Annotated in this window: 16 protein-coding genes; 4 read left to right on the forward strand and 12 right to left on the reverse strand. The window is 56.3% G+C overall.

All coding sequences use genetic code 11. The features are described 5' to 3' along the window. Window positions 1-35 precede the first annotated feature (35 nt). A complete protein-coding gene (locus FWJ25_RS17350; RefSeq protein WP_149601528.1) occupies window positions 36-2,021 on the forward strand; it encodes an SDR family oxidoreductase in 1,986 nt (661 codons plus the stop codon). A 53-nt stretch (window positions 2,022-2,074) separates the two neighbouring features. Here the strand turns inward: FWJ25_RS17350 and rnt are convergent, their stop codons facing one another. Further along, window positions 2,075-2,701, reverse strand: a complete 627-nt coding sequence (gene rnt / locus FWJ25_RS17355; protein ID WP_438616574.1) for a ribonuclease T — start codon at window positions 2,699-2,701, stop codon at window positions 2,075-2,077. A gap of 73 nt (window positions 2,702-2,774) precedes the next feature. After that, window positions 2,775-3,806: a dihydroorotase gene (gene pyrC, locus FWJ25_RS17360; protein ID WP_149601529.1), complete on the reverse strand. Its 1,032-nt coding sequence runs from the start codon at window positions 3,804-3,806 to the stop codon at window positions 2,775-2,777. Between the two features lie 174 nt (window positions 3,807-3,980). Between pyrC and FWJ25_RS17365 the strand changes: the two genes are divergently transcribed. After that, a complete protein-coding gene (locus FWJ25_RS17365) occupies window positions 3,981-4,898 on the forward strand; it encodes a flagellar protein MotY (protein ID WP_149601530.1) in 918 nt (305 codons plus the stop codon). Window positions 4,899-4,931: 33 nt separating this feature from the next. On the opposite strand, the gene FWJ25_RS17370 is transcribed toward FWJ25_RS17365, so the two are convergent. Further along, window positions 4,932-5,858: a histone deacetylase family protein gene (locus FWJ25_RS17370; RefSeq protein ID WP_149601531.1), complete on the reverse strand. Its 927-nt coding sequence runs from the start codon at window positions 5,856-5,858 to the stop codon at window positions 4,932-4,934. Window positions 5,859-6,066: 208 nt separating this feature from the next. On the opposite strand from FWJ25_RS17370, the gene FWJ25_RS17375 reads away from it, so the two are divergent. After that, window positions 6,067-8,811, forward strand: a complete 2,745-nt coding sequence (locus FWJ25_RS17375) for a bifunctional acetate--CoA ligase family protein/GNAT family N-acetyltransferase (RefSeq protein WP_149601532.1) — start codon at window positions 6,067-6,069, stop codon at window positions 8,809-8,811. Between the two features lie 36 nt (window positions 8,812-8,847). Here FWJ25_RS17375 and rdgC read toward each other — a convergent pair whose 3' ends face one another. The 8 genes from rdgC to FWJ25_RS17415 all read right to left on the reverse strand — a co-directional run bounded on the left by rdgC (window position 8,848) and on the right by FWJ25_RS17415 (window position 14,679). Beyond that, window positions 8,848-9,774, reverse strand: a complete 927-nt coding sequence (gene rdgC / locus FWJ25_RS17380) for a recombination-associated protein RdgC (RefSeq protein WP_149601533.1) — start codon at window positions 9,772-9,774, stop codon at window positions 8,848-8,850. Window positions 9,775-9,885: 111 nt separating this feature from the next. After that, window positions 9,886-10,086: a DUF2788 domain-containing protein gene (locus FWJ25_RS17385; protein WP_149601534.1), complete on the reverse strand. Its 201-nt coding sequence runs from the start codon at window positions 10,084-10,086 to the stop codon at window positions 9,886-9,888. Between the two features lie 23 nt (window positions 10,087-10,109). Continuing rightward, the gene (yaaA, locus tag FWJ25_RS17390; protein WP_149601535.1) at window positions 10,110-10,880 is read right to left on the reverse strand and encodes a peroxide stress protein YaaA; all 771 of its coding nucleotides are present in this window, start codon (window positions 10,878-10,880) and stop codon (window positions 10,110-10,112) included. A 12-nt stretch (window positions 10,881-10,892) separates the two neighbouring features. Further along, a complete protein-coding gene (locus FWJ25_RS17395) occupies window positions 10,893-11,126 on the reverse strand; it encodes a glutaredoxin family protein (RefSeq protein ID WP_149601536.1) in 234 nt (77 codons plus the stop codon). Continuing rightward, window positions 11,126-11,875: a YciK family oxidoreductase gene (locus FWJ25_RS17400; RefSeq protein ID WP_149601537.1), complete on the reverse strand. Its 750-nt coding sequence runs from the start codon at window positions 11,873-11,875 to the stop codon at window positions 11,126-11,128. The genes FWJ25_RS17395 and FWJ25_RS17400 overlap by 1 nt, the downstream gene beginning before the upstream one ends. A 55-nt stretch (window positions 11,876-11,930) precedes the next feature. Continuing rightward, a complete protein-coding gene (locus tag FWJ25_RS17405) occupies window positions 11,931-12,596 on the reverse strand; it encodes an HAD family hydrolase (RefSeq protein ID WP_223163265.1) in 666 nt (221 codons plus the stop codon). Next, complete coding sequence (gene ubiG, locus FWJ25_RS17410; RefSeq protein WP_149601539.1) at window positions 12,586-13,302, reverse strand: bifunctional 2-polyprenyl-6-hydroxyphenol methylase/3-demethylubiquinol 3-O-methyltransferase UbiG; 717 nt, start codon at window positions 13,300-13,302, stop codon at window positions 12,586-12,588. Before ubiG ends, FWJ25_RS17405 begins: the two co-directional genes overlap by 11 nt. 36 nt (window positions 13,303-13,338) lie before the next feature. After that, window positions 13,339-14,679 (reverse strand): TRZ/ATZ family hydrolase, encoded by a 1,341-nt coding sequence (locus FWJ25_RS17415; RefSeq protein ID WP_149601540.1) that lies wholly within the window; start codon window positions 14,677-14,679, stop codon window positions 13,339-13,341. Window positions 14,680-14,786: 107 nt separating this feature from the next. Here FWJ25_RS17415 and mtnA point away from each other — a divergent pair, with 107 nt between their 5' ends. Next, window positions 14,787-15,851: an S-methyl-5-thioribose-1-phosphate isomerase gene (gene mtnA, locus FWJ25_RS17420; RefSeq protein WP_149601541.1), complete on the forward strand. Its 1,065-nt coding sequence runs from the start codon at window positions 14,787-14,789 to the stop codon at window positions 15,849-15,851. Window positions 15,852-15,863: 12 nt separating this feature from the next. Here the strand turns inward: mtnA and FWJ25_RS17425 are convergent, their stop codons facing one another. Continuing rightward, on the reverse strand, window positions 15,864-16,613 hold the full coding sequence (locus FWJ25_RS17425) for a helix-turn-helix domain-containing protein (protein ID WP_246166877.1): 750 nt from the start codon (window positions 16,611-16,613) through the stop codon (window positions 15,864-15,866). Window positions 16,614-16,627: the final 14 nt, after the last annotated feature.

The following is a 16,627-nucleotide window of genomic DNA, read 5'->3' on the forward strand; positions in this document are numbered from 1 at the left end:
GATAACAATCAAGCAACAGGCAGGGTGGAACATCAATGAACTATTTCCTTACGGGTGGAACCGGCTTTATTGGCCGCTTTCTTGTAGAAAAATTACTGGCGCGTGGCGGTACCGTATATCTGCTGGTGCGTGAGCAATCGGTGGATAAGCTTGACCAGCTGCGGGAACGCTGGGGTGTTGACGAGTCCCGAGTCAAGCCGGTGATCGGTGACCTGACCAGTGATCGACTTGGTATTGATGCGGAAACTCTCGATTCACTTGGCGGCAACATTGACCATTTCTTCCATCTGGCAGCCGTTTACGACATGGGCGCAGATGAAGAAGCCCAGAGCAACACCAACATCGAGGGTACACGGGCTGCTGTGAATGCGGCGGAAGCCATGGGTGCCAGGCACTTCCACCATGTATCTTCCATCGCTGCCGCCGGTCTGTTCAAAGGAACCTTCCGCGAAGACATGTTCGAGGAAGCGGAAAAGCTGGACCACCCCTATCTTCTTACCAAGCACGAATCTGAAAAAGTGGTCAGGGAAGAGTGTAAGGTTCCGTTCCGTATCTATCGTCCGGGCATGGTGATTGGCCATTCCGAAACCGGTGAAATGGACAAGGTGGACGGCCCCTACTACTTCTTCAAGATGATTCAGAAGATCCGGCATGCGTTACCCCAGTGGATGCCAACCATTGGTATTGAAGGCGGTCGCCTGAACATCGTACCGGTGGACTTCGTGGTGAATGCCATGGACCACATCGCTCACTTGGACGGTGAAGATGGTAACTGCTTCCACCTGGTAGATTCTGATCCCTACAAGGTGGGAGAAATCCTGAATATCTTCTCCGAAGCCGGTCATGCGCCGAAGATGGCAATGCGGATCGACTCCCGTATGTTCGGGTTTATTCCGCCGTTTATTCGCCAGAGCCTGAAGAATTTGCCGCCGGTCAAACGTCTGACCAGCGCCGTTCTGGACGATATGGGTATACCGCCCTCAGTGATGTCTTTCATTAACTACCCGACCCGCTTCGATGCCCGGGAAACCGAAAGGGCATTGAAAGGAACGGGTATTGAAGTGCCGCGGTTACGGGAATATGCGCCGATTATCTGGGATTACTGGGAGCGCAACCTGGACCCGGATCTGTTCAAGGACCGCACCTTGCGGGGTACCGTCGAAGGTCGTGTTTGTGTCGTTACCGGTGCGACGTCCGGTATTGGTCTTGCCACCGCCCAGAAGCTGGCGGATGCCGGCGCAATTCTGGTGATTGGTGCGCGTAAGGTTGAGCGCATGAAAGAGGTGGCTGCAGAGCTGGAAGCCCGTGGTGCGAGCGTTCATGCCTACCAGTGCGACTTCTCGGACATGGATGACTGCGATCGCTTTGTGAAGACGGTTCTCGACAACCACGGCCATGTCGATGTGTTGGTCAACAATGCAGGCCGTTCCATCCGTCGCTCCCTGGATCTCGCGTTTGATCGGTTCCACGATTTTGAGCGGACCATGCAGTTGAACTACTTCGGTTCCGTGCGCCTGATAATGGGTTTTGCACCCAGCATGCTTGAGCAGCGCCGCGGGCATGTGGTCAATATTTCCTCGATTGGTGTGCTGACCAATGCTCCGCGTTTCTCGGCGTACGTGGCTTCCAAGTCGGCGCTGGATGCGTTTAGCCGCTGCGCTGCCGCCGAGTGGTCTGATCGCAACGTAACCTTCACCACCATCAATATGCCGTTGGTTAAAACGCCGATGATTGCGCCGACCAAAATATACGATTCCGTACCGACGCTGACACCGGACGAAGCCGCCCAGATGGTGGCGGATGCGATTGTCTATCGGCCCAAGCGTATCGCAACACGGCTGGGAATTTTCGCCCAGGTGCTGCATGCACTGGCTCCCAAGATGGGTGAGATCGTGATGAACACCGGTTACCGGATGTTCCCGGATTCAGCTGCGGCTGCAGGCAGCGGTTCGGGTGAGAAACCGAGGGTGTCTACGGAGCAGGTGGCGTTTGCAGCCATTATGCGTGGTATCTATTGGTAACGGTTTCTGGAAGCAGAAAATAAAAACCCCGCGCGTGCGGGGTTTTTTATGGCTTATTCAGAGAAGTCTTCAATCATTGGAGGTGGAAATCCTCCCAGATCTTTCCAGCGGTTGACGATGCCGCAAAACAGATCGGCAGTTTTCTCCGCATCGTAGGCCGCTGAGTGGGCCTCTTTATTGCTGAACGGTATGTTGGCCAGTTTGCACGCCTGGGCCAGTACGGTATGCCCGTAGGCAAGACCGGCCAGTGTGGCGGTGTCGAACGTGGAAAACGGGTGGAAAGGGTTTCGTTTGATGTCGGCCCGCATCGCGGCGGCAAACACGAAATTATGGTCGAAGGTAGCGTTATGTCCCACCAATACAGCCCGTTTGCAATCGTGCTGCTTTACGGCCTTACGAATGGGGCTGAATATCTCGCTCAGGCCTTCGCGTTCGGGAACCGCTTCTCTTTCCGGGTCCCAGGGATCAATTCCGGTGAAGTCCAGAGCAGACTGTTCAAGGTTTGCACCCTCGAACGGATCGATCTGCTGAACGTGGGTTTCGGTCCGGCGCAGGTAGCCGTCGTCATCCATGGTCAGAAGCACTGCGGCAACTTCAAGCAGCGCATCCCGTGCAGGATTAAAACCGGCGGTTTCAACATCTACGACAACGGGCAAAAAGCCTCGGAAACGTCGGGACATTGGATGCATATCTTGGGATTCGTCAGTCACTCAAACTCCGGTCTTCGCCGTATATTGTCGGGGTTCGCAGGGCTTACGCCAGGCGCCAGTTTACTGTTTCACCAGCCTTCAGGGGTACGATGGTCCCGTCTGCCAGCGGAAGCTGCTCCGGCATAGTCCATGGATCACGCACCAGGGTGATGGTATCAGTGTTTCGTGGCAGTCCGTAGAAATCGGCGCCGTTGAAGCTAGAGAAAGCTTCCAGTTTGTCCAGGCAACCCAGCTCCTCAAAAACATCGGCATATAAGCCGATAGCTCCATAGGCAGAATAGCAGCCTGCACAGCCGCAGGCTGCTTCTTTGCGGTCTTTGGCGTGAGGTGCCGAATCGGTCCCCAGGAAGAAGCGTTTATCGCCACTGGCTACAACATCACGCAGTGCCAGTTGATGGCGGTTGCGCTTGAGGATCGGCAAACAGTAGAGGTGGGGGCGAACGCCCCCTACCAGCATGTGGTTTCGGTTGTACATCAGGTGCTGGGGCGTCAGCGTGGCAGCGAGGTTGTCGCCAGTATGCGCCTGCACGAATCTGGCTGAATCTTCAGTGGTAATGTGTTCCAGCACAACCTTCAGGTTAGGGAATGCCTCGAGTGTCGGCGCCAGCACCTTCTCCAGGAAAATCTTTTCGCGATCAAAGATATCAATCTCGGCGTAAGTCACTTCCCCGTGAACCAGCAGCAGCATGCCACACTCTGCCATGGCTTCCAGAACCGGGTAGATATTGCGGATATCTTTGACGCCGGAGGCGGAGTTGGTCGTCGCGCCAGCAGGATAGAGCTTGGCTGCGACGACACCGGCTGATTTTGCTTCGCGAATGTCATCTGCGGTTGTGGTTTCAGTCAGATACAGCGTCATCAGTGGCTGAAAACCGGTACCTTCCGCCGCGCTGAGGATTCGCTGCCTGTATGCTGCAGCCTCGTTGGCATTGGTGACCGGCGGTACCAGGTTGGGCATGATGATGGCGCGCCCGAAACAGGCTGCAGTGGCCGGGACGACGCTGGCGAGGATATCGCCGTCGCGAACGTGCAGATGCCAGTCGTCCGGTCGGGTAAGCGTGATCTGATCAGTCATTGGGTATGTTCCGCGAATCCTGTGTGGGGCCTGCTCAGGCACTTGCCCCGGAAATTTTGCGGATTATACCAGAAGGCGAAACGGTTTGTTTTTGTATCCGGCCCTAAAGGTGGAAGGACTTCGGCCGTTAAACCGGGTAACGATGAAATCTCGGAAAAACGACGGAAACTGCTGATGGCACGCCGTATTCAAAAAAACCGATCACTTCTGCTTGGAGCACTTCCTCTAAGTTTAGCTGTGTCTTTGCCAACCCTTGGAGCTACGTATGGGGCAGGCATTGAGAACAGCCAGTGGTATCTCACGGAGTCGGTCTTTGAATGCTCTCTGGTGCATGAGGTGCCTGGGTACGGCAAGGCAGTATTCCGGCACCGCGCCGGAGAAAGCCTGACGTTTTTCCTGGAATCAGCTTCACCCCTGATGAAGCCCGGCCGGGGTATGCTGATAGTGGAAGCTCCGGCCTGGCGGCCCGGTGTGGCTCCGACACCCGTCGGGACGGTGGATGTTTCCGATAGCAATCGCCCGGTGTCCCTCAATGCCCGGCAATCGCGGCAACTGGTGCAGGGTCTGCTTGAAGGCATGAGGCCAACCGTGACCCGTGAATCCTGGTACAACGGTCAGCCGGTCAGAGTGCAGGTGTCCAATGTGAACTTTGGTGGCCAGTTCCGGCAGTACCAGACCTGCTCCGGGAATCTGTTGCCAGTCAATTACGATCAGATCCAGAGATCCCGGATACCGTTCACCAGTGGCGGTGCGAGCCTGTCGAGTTCCGATCGCCAGTTGTTGGATAACATCGTGCGCTATGTTCAGGCCGATACCACCGTCGAGCGTATCTTCGTTGATGGGCATACCGACCGCTCTGGCAGCAGGATTGATAACCGGGCACTGTCAGAGAAACGGGCCAATGTGGTGGCGGATTACCTCAAGGCTCAGGGGATCAGCGAAGACCTGATTATTGTTCGCGCCCATGGCGACCAGTATCCTGCATCCCGCCGACCCTCCGAAAACCGCCGGACGACTATCCGCTTGCAGCGGGAAGGGGAGCGCCCCGAATTCCAGCAGGCCAATGGTTACGGTGGGGATTCAGCAGGTTGAATCAGCCGGGTCGGCCGTAAAATTCGCGGTTGCTCAGTAGACTGCGTTAAGCACCTCAAGATGGGCCGTCACGCTCTCAGCCAGAGCTTTCAGGTGGTAGCCACCTTCCAGGGTCGAGATGACCCGATCGTTCGAATAGTCGTGTGCAATGCTGGTGATCATCTCCGTCAGCCAGCGAAAATCCTCTGTTTCCAGATTCAGTTCCGCCATCGGGTCCAGCTTGTGGCCATCGAACCCTGCGGAGATCAGGATCACCTGAGGTTTGAAGTCCTGCAACTTTTTCACCCAGGCCGCTTCCACGGCTTTCCGGTAATCCGCCGCTGAGCAATCGGCCTCAATGGGGGCGTTGATGATATTCGGCGCCTGCCTGTGCACGTGTGAGTGAGGATAGAAGGGGTGCTGGAAGCTGGAACACATCAGAATGCGTTCATCGCCGCCGACAATATCGACCGTGCCATTACCCTGGTGAACATCAAAATCGACTATCGCTACCCGGTCCAGATGATGGAAGTTCAGGGCCCGCATCGCCGCAAGGGCAATGTTGTTGTAGAAGCAGAAACCCATGGACTTGGCACGTTCAGCGTGGTGACCGGGGGGGCGGGCACAGACAAAGGCGTTGGTGACCTGGCTGCTCATGACCATATCCACCGCCTGGATATTGGCGCCGGCCGCCAGTCGGGCAGCTCTCAGGGTATCCGGCATCATGGCGGTATCCGGATCGGTGAATACCCGGCCCCGGGTAGGCTGCATCATGTCCAGCTGTTGAAGGTACTTCTCGGGGTGAACAGACAGCAGTTGATCACGGGTGGCTTCCTCCGGTCGTACCCAGTCCAGGTCTTGCTCCAGATTGGTGTCTGCGATGTAGCTGAGAATGGCGCTAAGCCGTTCAGGGCATTCCGGATGCTCCGGACCCATGTTGTGCTTCATGCAGTCGTCGTGGGAAAAAAATGCCGTGGTCATACGCCTCTGGATGCCCTGATTCTGCTGTTATTTTCATCAATGTTATCAGGGAAAACCGCAGGGTGCCGTGTTTCTTTCGTCTTATAGGAGTAATAGCCGTTTTACATCAATTGAACTACGCCTAAGATAAGGTATACATCCATAAGTAACCTGTTTTATTAACGTAGACATATTGTAAGGCCCCGAGCGGAGCGTAAGGAGAACCTGATTGAGTACCCGGTATCTGGAAAGTCTCTTCAACCCGGATTCGATTGTTGTCATCGGGGCCTCCGAAAGGTCCGATAACCTGGGCGGGATGGTATTGCGGAACCTCCTGGGGGGCGGTTATCCCGGCAGGCTGCTGGTAATCAACCAGAATGACTACGATAACGTGCACGGGGTTCCCTGCGTCCGGAAGGTCTCGAAAATGGATTTCTCTCCGGATCTTGCCATTATCTGTACACCACCTGATACGGTGGCTAAAACGATCAAGCGTCTCGGAGAGGCTGGGGTCCGGACTGCCATCGTGATGACTGGCGGGATGTCCCGTACTCACAGTAAAACCGGACAGCCGCTGATGTATTCGGTTCGGGAGGCTGCCAGGGAAACCGGCATTCGTGTGCTTGGTCCAAACACCATCGGCCTGATGGTGCCTGCCCGTAGTCTGAACGCCACATACGCCCACATGGGGGCGATTCCGGGGCGGGTGGCGTTTGTGGGCCAGTCCGGCACCATTGCCAGTTCGGTCATTGACTGGGCATTTGCCCGCGGGGTGGGATTTTCCTATTTCCTGACGCTGGGTGACGGCATGGATATCGACCATGACGACCTGATCGATTACCTCGCCCAGGATACTCAGACGCGAGCCATTTTGCTGCACATTGAGAATATTCCGAATCCCCGGCGATTCATGTCTGCGGTTCGGGTCGCCTCCAGGACCAAGCCGGTGATTGCGGTCAAATCCGGTCGTGTTCCCGATTCCGAGTGGTTCCACCATGAATTGCCAGACGGGCTCCAGCGCAGCGATCCGATATACGACGCTATGCTTCAGCGGGCTGGTGTGTTGCGGGTAGATGGTCTGGGGCAAATGTTTGATGCGCTGGAAACTCTGACGCGTATGCGCCCGTTACGTCGGGAATCGCTGGCCATTATGGCCAACGGCGTAGGCCCCGGGGTCCTGGCGGTGGATCGCCTGGCGGATCTGGGCGGCGAGCTGGCCAGGCTCTCTGAGCCGACAATTGAGGCCCTGGCCGAACTGTTGCCACCTTATTGGACGCGCAGGAACCCGATCGACCTTAACTATGATGCCTCCCCCGAGCTTTATGCAAAGGCGATCAAGCTCCTCGCCAAGGATCCTGAAGTGGCCAACGTGCTGGTGATGTATGCGCCGAGTCTGACGGAAGACAGCATGCAGATTGCCGATGCGGTAGTACAGGCATCCAAAGGAACCCGATTGAATGTATTCACCTGCTGGTTGGGGCAGAGTACGGTGATGGATTCCCGGGAGGAATTCTACCGGGCGGGGCTGCCATCGTTCTTCAACCCGGAGAAAGCGGTGATGGCGTTCATGCAGCATGTGAGGCACCAGCGGGTTCAGCGTCTGCTGACAGAAACACCAGAATCCTTTACCGACCACTTTGATGACCGCGCCCATACCCGCAGGGTTGTGAAGAATGCCCTGCGGTCCGGGCGTATGCACTTGTCCAATCGGGAAGCCCGGGACCTGATCCGGGATTATGGCATCACCACCATTGAAACCATGTATTGTGACGATATGGAGGAAGTGCTGGAGGTATTCGCAGTTGAACGCCGCCCAGTGGATATCACCATTATTCACGAGCAGGCCTGCCTACCGTTCCTGGAGCTGAGTCCTACGCAGCGGCGTTACAAGGGAACCATGCAGAAACTGAACAGTGAAGCGGCGATTATGGATGCCTGTCGCTTCCTGATGGAGGAATACCAGGAGCACTTCCCCGAGAGTGGTTTTCTGGGGTTTGGGGTTCAGAGGTCCTATCAACATGTTGGCGGTATCGAATTCAGCGTGGGGATCACCCGAGATACACTGTTCGGCCCGTTGGTGGTCTGCGGAGCAGCCGGTGCTCAGATTAATGTGATGACGGACCGCCAGATTGCTCTGCCACCGTTGAATATGGTCCTGGCGCGCGAACTGCTTCGCCGGACCTATATGTACAAGCTGCTCAACGAACACAGTCTCAGGCCAGAGGAAGACATCCGCGCGGTTTCGGAAACCCTGGTCACCCTGTCCCAGATCGTGATCGACAATCCCGAAATCCAGGGCCTGGAGATTGCACCGCTGTTGTTCAATGACCGGGGCGCGGTGGCTGTGAATGTGGCGATCAGCCTGTCTGATAAAGCCGGCAAGCCGATTATCCAGCCGTACCCCCGTGAGCTGGAAGAGTGGATTGTGCTGCCAAAATCGGGGCGTCGGGTGATTATCCGTCCGGTACTTGCGGAGGACGAGCCGGCACACCGGGTATTCCATGAAAAGCAATCACCGGAGTCTATCCGCTATCGATTCTTCCAGTACCGAAAACACTTTTCCCGGGAAGACGTCGCGCAGATGGTGCAGATCGACTATGACCGGGAAATGGTGTTCATTGCCAACGCTCCCCGGGAGGACGGCGAGGGTGAGGAAACACTGGGTACCGTACGTACCTGGACCGATGCCGACAACCTGCAGTGCGAGTTTGCGGTCATGGTGCATGACGATATGAAAGGCGAAGGTCTCGGGGTTGCACTGATGCAGAAAATGATCGATTACTGCCGGTCACGGGGAACGGTCGAGATGGTTGGTAACGTACTGCCGGACAACCGCCCCATGTTGCAATTGGCGGAGCACATCGGATTTGAGATTAAGTACAACCCGGAAGAAGAAGTGATGGATTTACGGTTGGTACTTAACGAGCCGGATAAGGAATGGAAGCGGGAGAGGTTAGGCAAGAGCGCCCACTAGGGGCGCTCTTGTACGCGGGTTTCTGGCGTGCAGGTTTTATTCGTCAACGATGGCAGAGCGGTCTTCGCCGCCCAGAGCCTCCAGCAGGCCGGGAATCAGTCGTGACAGTTCCAGAGTCATCAGAGTGAAGGCCGCGTCGAACTTTGCCGCGGCATCGTCGGCATCCACATCGTCCAGTTGATCTTGCAGGGTTTCGCCGAATTTCAGGCGTCGGATGCCCAATTCTTCATCCAGAACAAATGACACGTTGTCGTCCCAGGTCAGGGCCAGTTTGGTGACCTGCATTCCGGCCTCCAGATGGTTGCGGATTTCGTCGGCTTTCAGATCCAGCCCTTTGCATCGCACCACGCCGCCATCTTCGGAAGGATCTTTCAGCTCGCATTCGCTGCCCAGTACTACCTGGGCTGGCAGATCGATCGTCTCGTTAAGCCATCCGGTAAAGGTGAACGCTGGTGCCTGCTCTACCGCTGGTGGTCGAACCGGCAGCGAGCCAAGACTTTTGCGGAGGGTAGAGGCCAGGTCTTCAGCCTGCTTTGCGGAGCCTGAATCCACCACCAGAACACCGTCCTTCGTTGACAGGTAGGCAAAGCTGCGCCGGTTCTTGGAGAAAGCCTTGGGCAGCATTTCCAGCATGACCTGCTCTTTGATCTCGTCTTTTTCCTTGCGGCGTACCTTGCGTCCCTGTTCGAACTCAATGGCTTCGGCCTTTTCTTCCACGGCTTCTTTCACCACCGGTCCTGGCAGAATTTTCTCTTCCTTTCTCAGGGCAATCAGGTGGTAACCGTTTGCACTATGCACCAGCTGATCGCCGTGCTTGCCCAGAGGAGGCACCCAACCTTGACGGCTGGTTTCCTGTGGGCCGCAGGGTTTGAATACATCGGCCTGAAGCTTTTCTTCCAGTTGCTCGGCGGAGATATCGAACGGCTTGGTAAATCGGAAAACACGGGCGTTACGAAACCACATCAGGCTTGGTCCTTGCTATTCATTAAATGGTCAGAATCTGAAACAGGTAAAACTGAGCGGGGAAGGATGATACGGCCACCAGGCGGTGACCGTAAAGTGACGTTCAGGACATCAGATCTGCATGATCTCTACCAGTACTGTCTTGATGATAAAGCCGACAACACCTGCTCCGAGCACGATAAACAGCGCTGCAGTTCCGAAACGTCCGGCTTGGGATTTCTTCGCGAGATCCCACACGATAAAGCCCATCCAGCCAATCAGTGCGGTGAGAAGCACCAGCATGGCGATCTCTGAAAACATTGCTTCGTTCATGATTTACTCCGATTGAAACGGTATTACTGCTCTTCCCGGAGGAAAATCCAGTTGTTGGTATCAGACTGTTCTTCGCTGAAGTAATAGCCTTCCAGGTTGAAGCCCTTGAGGTCATCGGCCTGGGTGATGCGGTTCTCGATGGCGTAGCGGCACATCAGTCCGCGGGCCTTCTTGGCGTAGAAGCTGATCATCTTGTACTGACCGTTCTTGAAATCCTTGAACTGCGGGGTAACCAGCCGCCCGTCAAGATCCTTCTTTTTCACCGATTTGAAATACTCATTAGACGCTAGGTTGACCAGTACGCCGTCATCGGCTGCCAGCAGACGATTAATTTCATCGGTGATGATGCTGCCCCAGAACGCGTAGAGATCTTTGCCGCGACTGTTCTGGAACTTCGTTCCCATTTCCAGACGGTACGGTTGCATCAGATCCAGCGGGCGCAGGAGTCCATAGAGGCCTGACAGCATCCGAAGGTGGTTCTGAGCAAAATCGAAGTCGTCTTCACTGAATGTCCCGGCGTTCAGCCCGGTATAGACATCGCCCTTGAATGCCAGAATGGCCTGTCGGGCATTACCGGGTGCGAAAGGCGTATGCCAATGCTGGAAGCGGTCTGCGTTGAGTTGGCCAAGTTTGTCGCTGATGCTCATCAGGTTACTGATCTGGTGAGGCTCCAGCTCCTTCAGCTGGTCGATCAGCTCGCAGGCATCATCGAGAAAGTCCGGCTGCGTGAATCGTTCGGTTGCCAGCGGACTCTCGTAGTCCAGTGTTTTGGCAGGGGAGATAACCATCAACATATAAGGTAATCCTCATCGCAAGAACGTGAGTAACTGGTCCCTTGTAAACGGCCAGTCCAGCTCCGCACCGGTATCATTACGACGCAACACCGGTATACGGGTGCCGTAACGCTCCACCAGCTCTTCAGACTGGGCAATGTCCACCACATCCACCGGTATAGGGGCAGGCATGGGAGTATTGACGAGCAGGGCTTCAGCCAGCTCGCAAAGATGACATTGGCTTGTGGTGTAAAACAGTAATTCCATTACTTCGGCTGGGCATCCAGTTGCTGGCCATTAACACCGTGGCTGTCTTTACCCATCAGGTAGAGGTAAATCGGCATCAGGTCTTCTGGCGCGGGGTTCTGTGTCGGGTTTTCGGCAGGATAGGCCAGTGCCCGCATGCTGGTACGGGTGGCGCCCGGGTTCAGACTGTTGACGCGAACGTTATGGCGTTCGTCATCCAGTTCGTCTGCCAGTAGCTGGCTCAGGCCTTCAACCGCGAACTTGGACACCGCATAGGCTCCCCAGTAGGCCTTGGCCTTCCGTCCGACGCCTGACGAAGTAAAGATAACCGAGGCATCGGTTGAAAGGCGCAACAGCGGGATCATGGCCCGGCTCAGCAGGAATGGCGCGGTGGCATTAACGTGCATTACCTTGTTCCAGGTTTCCGGATCGTAGAGTTCGACCGGGCTCCGGTCACCCAGTATGGCGGCATTATGAAGAATGCCATCGAGGCGTCCGAAGTTGTCTTCCAGCGTCATCGCCAGTTCTTCATAATCCTTTACGGCGGCACCCTCGAAGTTCATTGGGACAATCGCTGGCTGAGGGTGGCCGGCTGCTTCGATTTCGTCGTAGACCTGCTCCAGTTTGGATACGGTACGGCCGACCAGAATGACGGTTGCGCCGTGGGCAGCGTAAGCTTTGGCAGCCGCACGACCGATACCACTGCCGGCACCCGTAACCATGATGATGCGGTCTTGCAGAAGATCAGCGGGCGCTTGGTAGTCTTGCATAACCTGTCTCCGTGTCAGGCGGTTGCCGGTTCAGAACCGGGGTTGGATAAGAGCGTTATTGTAACAGCTTTGCCAGGTCGCTGACCGTATCGGCAATCAGGTCGGCTTGCCAGAGGTCAACGGCCTCAGGCTCTTCTATATAGCCGTATCGCACGGCAATGGTCTTCATTCCTGCGTTTTTTCCGGCCTCAATATCCCGTAAGTGATCTCCGATATAAATCGCATCTTCGGGTCTGACGCCGATCTGCGTGCAGGCGAGGTAGAGCGCCTCGGGGTGAGGCTTGCGTTGTTCCACATGATCGGGGCAGATCAGCGTCGCGCAGCGTTGTTCGAGTCCGAGGGCGGCGACCAATGGTTTGGCGAATCGAACCGGTTTGTTGGTGACAATGCCCCAGGGAATACGTCGGGCTTCGAGCTCCAGCAGGATGTCATTCATTCCCGGAAACAGTGTGGTTTCCACTGCGACTCCGGCCTCGTAAAGGTCCAGGAAGGCAGAATGCTTCTCCAGGTAACCTGGATGTTCCGGCTCAAGGCCAAATCCTACCTGGATCATTGCCCTGGCACCGTTAGACACTGACCGGCGAATGTGTGCGGCGGGAAGCGCTTCGAGGCCATTGTCCCGGCGCAGCTGGTTCAGGCAGCGGATGAAGTCTGGGGCCGTGTCGATCAGGGTGCCGTCCAGATCAAACAATACCGCAGAAGGTGTGATTTCAGGCGTCACGGGAATCCCGGGCATGCATCAGGTAGTTTACGTCAACATCCCGACCCAGCTTATAGGCCTTGGTCACGGGGTTGTAGGTCATGCCTGTCAGCTCAAGAACGTCCAGGCCTGCATGGCGAATGTGGTCGGACATTTCCGAGGGGCGAATAAACTTCTTCCACTCATGGGTGCCCTTCGGCAGCATGTTCAGCACATATTCTGCACCAACAATCGCAAACAGGAAGGATTTTGGATTGCGGTTGATGGTAGAAACAAACAGGTCACCGCCGGGTTTTAGCATGGCGGCACAGGCTCTGATCACCGAGGCAGGGTCGGGAACATGCTCAAGCATTTCCAGGCAGGTTACGACGTCGTACTGGCCGGCCTGCTCGGGATCTCTGGCAAGTTCTTCCACGGTGATCTGGCGGTAGTCGACTTTGACCCCACTCTCAAGCCCATGAAGCTTTGCAACAGATAGTGGGGCTTCGCCCATATCGATGCCGGTTACATGGGCACCGCGCCGAGCCATCCCTTCTGACAGAAGGCCTCCGCCACAACCGACATCCAGAACTTTTTTGCCAGCCAGCGACGAACGTTCATCAATGTAGTTCAGTCGCAGGGGGTTGATGTCGTGCAGCGGGCGAAACTCGCTGGAAGGATCCCACCAGCGGCTGGCCAGGGCTTCAAACTTGGCGATTTCATTCTGGTCTACATTCTGGTTTGTCATGATTCAGTTCTGCCTGATCAAGCGATTAAAAGTCGGTTATTGGGCCTTGTGCCTTTGAATGCGTTCCTGCCAGCCTTGCACCCTGAGCATGAGATCCGCAACGTCAATTCGGGTAAGGCGGCCTTCCTGTAACTGAGGAACCCCATGAATCCAGCTGTGGCTGACCGCCCGCCCGTGGTTGCTGTAAACAAGATGGGATGCGGGGTCATAAACGGGCTGCAAAAACGGGTCGCTGAGATCCACGGCAATGATGTCAGCCAACTTGCCGCTGGTGAGCGAGCCCAGATCATGTGCCCGGCCAATGGCGCGGGCACCGTTCAATGTTGCCATTCTCAAAGCGCGATGAGCTGAAACCGCAGAAGCATCATCCGCGACCACTTTGGCCATCATGGCAGCCGTGCGCAGCTCGCCAAACATATCCAGATCATTGTTGCTGGCGGCGCCGTCGGTGCCCACAGCGACGTTGACGCCAGCATCCAGCAGTTGCTGTGCGGGGCATAAACCGCTGGCCAGTTTGAGGTTAGATTCCGGGCAGTGCACCACATGGGCGCCGGACGCTTGCAGGGCATCCAGATCGGAGTCGTCGATCTGGGTCATGTGTACACATTGGGTGTTGGGTGTCAGCACACCCAGATCTGCCATTCTCGCGACCGGACGTTGACCATGTTTTTCTATGGCTTCCTGAACCTCAAACGCCGTTTCGTGGAGATGGATCTGAATCGGCGCGCCGGTCCTGCCGGACAAGCTGACAGCCCGCTTCAAAGGATCATCGGATACGGTGTAGGGAGCGTGCGGCCCGATAGCCGGAATAATAAAATCATCGCCTTCCCAGGCTGTGATCAGTGCTTCACCCTTGCTGAGGTAATCATCCGGCCCTGATCCCCAAACAGTAGGGAAATCCAGCAGTGGAAAGCTGATCTGGGCCCGCATACCCGTATCGCGTGCGATCTGGGCAGCGATCTCCGGGAAGAAGTACATGTCCGAAAAGGTGGTTGTACCGGTTCTCAGCATTTCCGCCATGGCCAACTGGGTGCCGTCAGCAATGAACTGTTCGCTGACAAATGCCCCTTCCGCTGGCCAGATGTGGTCATTGAGCCAGGTCATTAGTGGCAGGTCGTCTGCCAGACCACGGAACAGCGACATGGCCGCATGGCCATGCACGTTGATCAGCCCCGGCATGACCACATGGTTGGGAAGGTCAACGGTTTCGCGGGTTCGGTATTGGCAGTCTGCTTCTGCCATTGGGACGACGGCGGCGATTCTTGAACCCTGGATAATGACAGCCTGGTGCTCAAGAACGGCGGCTTCGGGCTCGATGGGAATCAGCCAGCGGGCATTGATACGGATGTCGCCTGCGATGATGGTCTCTGCGGTCATGCAACTGCCTTGGTCACCAGCGCGGAACCGGCCGCGCGAAGAAAATGTAGCCCGGAAGTATAAACGTTATACTGCCGCTTTTCAGCGTTTCAATACGGAGCTGCATTATGGCGAGATCGCCTGAATCAACCATGTCCCGATCCATTGGTACCGTCGCCATGCGCTGGCACGGAGACAGTCTGGAACTGCTGGACCAGCGTCTTCTGCCAACCGAGGAACACTGGATGACCCTGGAAGGTGCGTCCGGTGTTGCCCAGAGTATCCGGGATATGGTGGTTCGCGGCGCGCCAGCTATTGGTATCAGTGCTGCCTATGGTGTTGCGCTGGCAGCCCGTCACGCTGGTGCGGGTGATTGGCAGGCGGTGATCCGGCAGGCGATTGAAGTGCTAGCAGCGTCCCGACCCACAGCGGTGAATCTTTTCTGGGCGCTTCAGAAGATGGGGGCTGTTTTCGAGGCGTGTACGGATCTGGACGAGGCTGTGGCAAAGCTTGCTGACGCTGCGGTACAGATTCATCAGGATGACCTGGCGGCAAATCTTGCCATGGCAGACCATGCGTTAAGCGTTATGGCACCGGAAGCTCCCATGTCTGTATTGACTCACTGCAACACCGGTGCTCTGGCAACGGGTGGTTACGGCACAGCGTTAGGTGTTATTCGCCGTTTGCATGAAGAGTCGTTGCTTAACCGGGTGTATGCGGACGAAACACGGCCGTGGCTGCAGGGCAGTCGACTAACGGCCTGGGAGCTGGCGAGAGATGGCATTCCGGTTACTCTGAATGCCGACGGTGCTGCTGCGGCGATTCTGGCGCAGAAGGACGTGCGCTGGGTGGTTGTAGGCGCGGATCGAATCACGGCCAACGGTGATGTGGCCAACAAGATCGGTACTTATAGCCTGGCCGTTCTGGCCCGCTATCATGGTGTTCGTTTCATGGTGGTGGCGCCGTCGAGTACGGTGGATATGGGCATGGCTTCAGGCGCCGGGATTCCGATTGAGGAGAGGGAAGGAACCGAGGTGCGGGAGATTCGTGGCATTCCTCTGGCGCCAACGGGTGTAGAGGTGTTCAACCCGGTATTCGATGTGACTCCGGCGAGCCTCATTGATGCCATTGTGACGGAGAAAGGGGCCGTACTGAATCCTGATGCTGAATCCATGAAGGCACTTTTTTCCTGAGGCTAACAGGTGCTACGTTGAAGGTTTGTCGGCGTCCATCGCCGCCTTCATATCGGCAACCTGCTTTTCCTGTTCTTCCACAAAGTGCAGCGACATTTCGAAACTCTGGCGGGTGAATTCCAGAACCCGCCGGAATCCCTCATCCGACAGGTTTCTCGCGTCGTCGTGTCTGCGGAAGATGTTGATGAATTCCCGTTCCCGTTCGAATTGCAATGGCAGCCTGCCGACACCCCAGTCATTGAGAGCCTGCCAGACTTCCGGATTGTAGTTCCGGGTCGTGCGAATGATAAACGGAATCGGGTCATTGCGGGCGATCAGGGCGGCAAGGCGGAGGATCAGTTCGAATGACAGAGTGGCCGTACCGTTTTCGATGGCTTCGAGAATGGATTTATCTTTCAGGTCCAGGGCTTCTGACATCTCAGACAGCGTGAGGCCGGCAACCTCACGGATATCCCTGAGGGACTGGCCGGCGGCCAGCATGGTGCGGAGCTGATCCTGTGAATTTATGAGCGCGCGTCCGACTCGCAGGGACGTATCGGTTGCGCGGATTCCGAAGCGAAGGGCTGATCCGGTTATGCTGGTTAACCGATCGATCAGGCCCTCGGGCTCTTTGGCAGCTTGGCCCCCTGTGTTTGCCAGTGCCTCGATCTCTTCCATTGATCGCATGCCGTGAAGGGCATCCAGCAGCATGTCCCGAAGCTGGCGACCATTCGGCTGGCTTGGCTGCTTTTGCTGTCGGCTGCCTTTACCGTTTGCGGTCATTGTGGGGCCGGTTC

Origin of the sequence: Marinobacter salinexigens (assembly GCF_008370345.1) — a bacterium.
Lineage (GTDB): Bacteria > Pseudomonadota > Gammaproteobacteria > Pseudomonadales > Oleiphilaceae > Marinobacter > Marinobacter salinexigens.

Coding starts and splice junctions, on each gene's coding strand:
- FWJ25_RS17350 (WP_149601528.1), top strand. CDS start 36: ATGAACTATTTCCTTACGGGTGGAACCGGCTTTATTGGCCGCTTTCTT.
- rnt (WP_438616574.1), bottom strand. CDS start 2,701: ATGTCCCGACGTTTCCGAGGCTTTTTGCCCGTTGTCGTAGATGTTGAA.
- pyrC (WP_149601529.1), bottom strand. CDS start 3,806: ATGACTGATCAGATCACGCTTACCCGACCGGACGACTGGCATCTGCAC.
- FWJ25_RS17365 (WP_149601530.1), top strand. CDS start 3,981: ATGGCACGCCGTATTCAAAAAAACCGATCACTTCTGCTTGGAGCACTT.
- FWJ25_RS17370 (WP_149601531.1), bottom strand. CDS start 5,858: ATGACCACGGCATTTTTTTCCCACGACGACTGCATGAAGCACAACATG.
- rdgC (WP_149601533.1), bottom strand. CDS start 9,774: ATGTGGTTTCGTAACGCCCGTGTTTTCCGATTTACCAAGCCGTTCGAT.
- FWJ25_RS17385 (WP_149601534.1), bottom strand. CDS start 10,086: ATGAACGAAGCAATGTTTTCAGAGATCGCCATGCTGGTGCTTCTCACC.
- yaaA (WP_149601535.1), bottom strand. CDS start 10,880: ATGTTGATGGTTATCTCCCCTGCCAAAACACTGGACTACGAGAGTCCG.
- FWJ25_RS17395 (WP_149601536.1), bottom strand. CDS start 11,126: ATGGAATTACTGTTTTACACCACAAGCCAATGTCATCTTTGCGAGCTG.
- FWJ25_RS17400 (WP_149601537.1), bottom strand. CDS start 11,875: ATGCAAGACTACCAAGCGCCCGCTGATCTTCTGCAAGACCGCATCATC.
- ubiG (WP_149601539.1), bottom strand. CDS start 13,302: ATGACAAACCAGAATGTAGACCAGAATGAAATCGCCAAGTTTGAAGCC.
- FWJ25_RS17415 (WP_149601540.1), bottom strand. CDS start 14,679: ATGACCGCAGAGACCATCATCGCAGGCGACATCCGTATCAATGCCCGC.
- mtnA (WP_149601541.1), top strand. CDS start 14,787: ATGGCGAGATCGCCTGAATCAACCATGTCCCGATCCATTGGTACCGTC.
- FWJ25_RS17425 (WP_246166877.1), bottom strand. CDS start 16,613: ATGACCGCAAACGGTAAAGGCAGCCGACAGCAAAAGCAGCCAAGCCAG.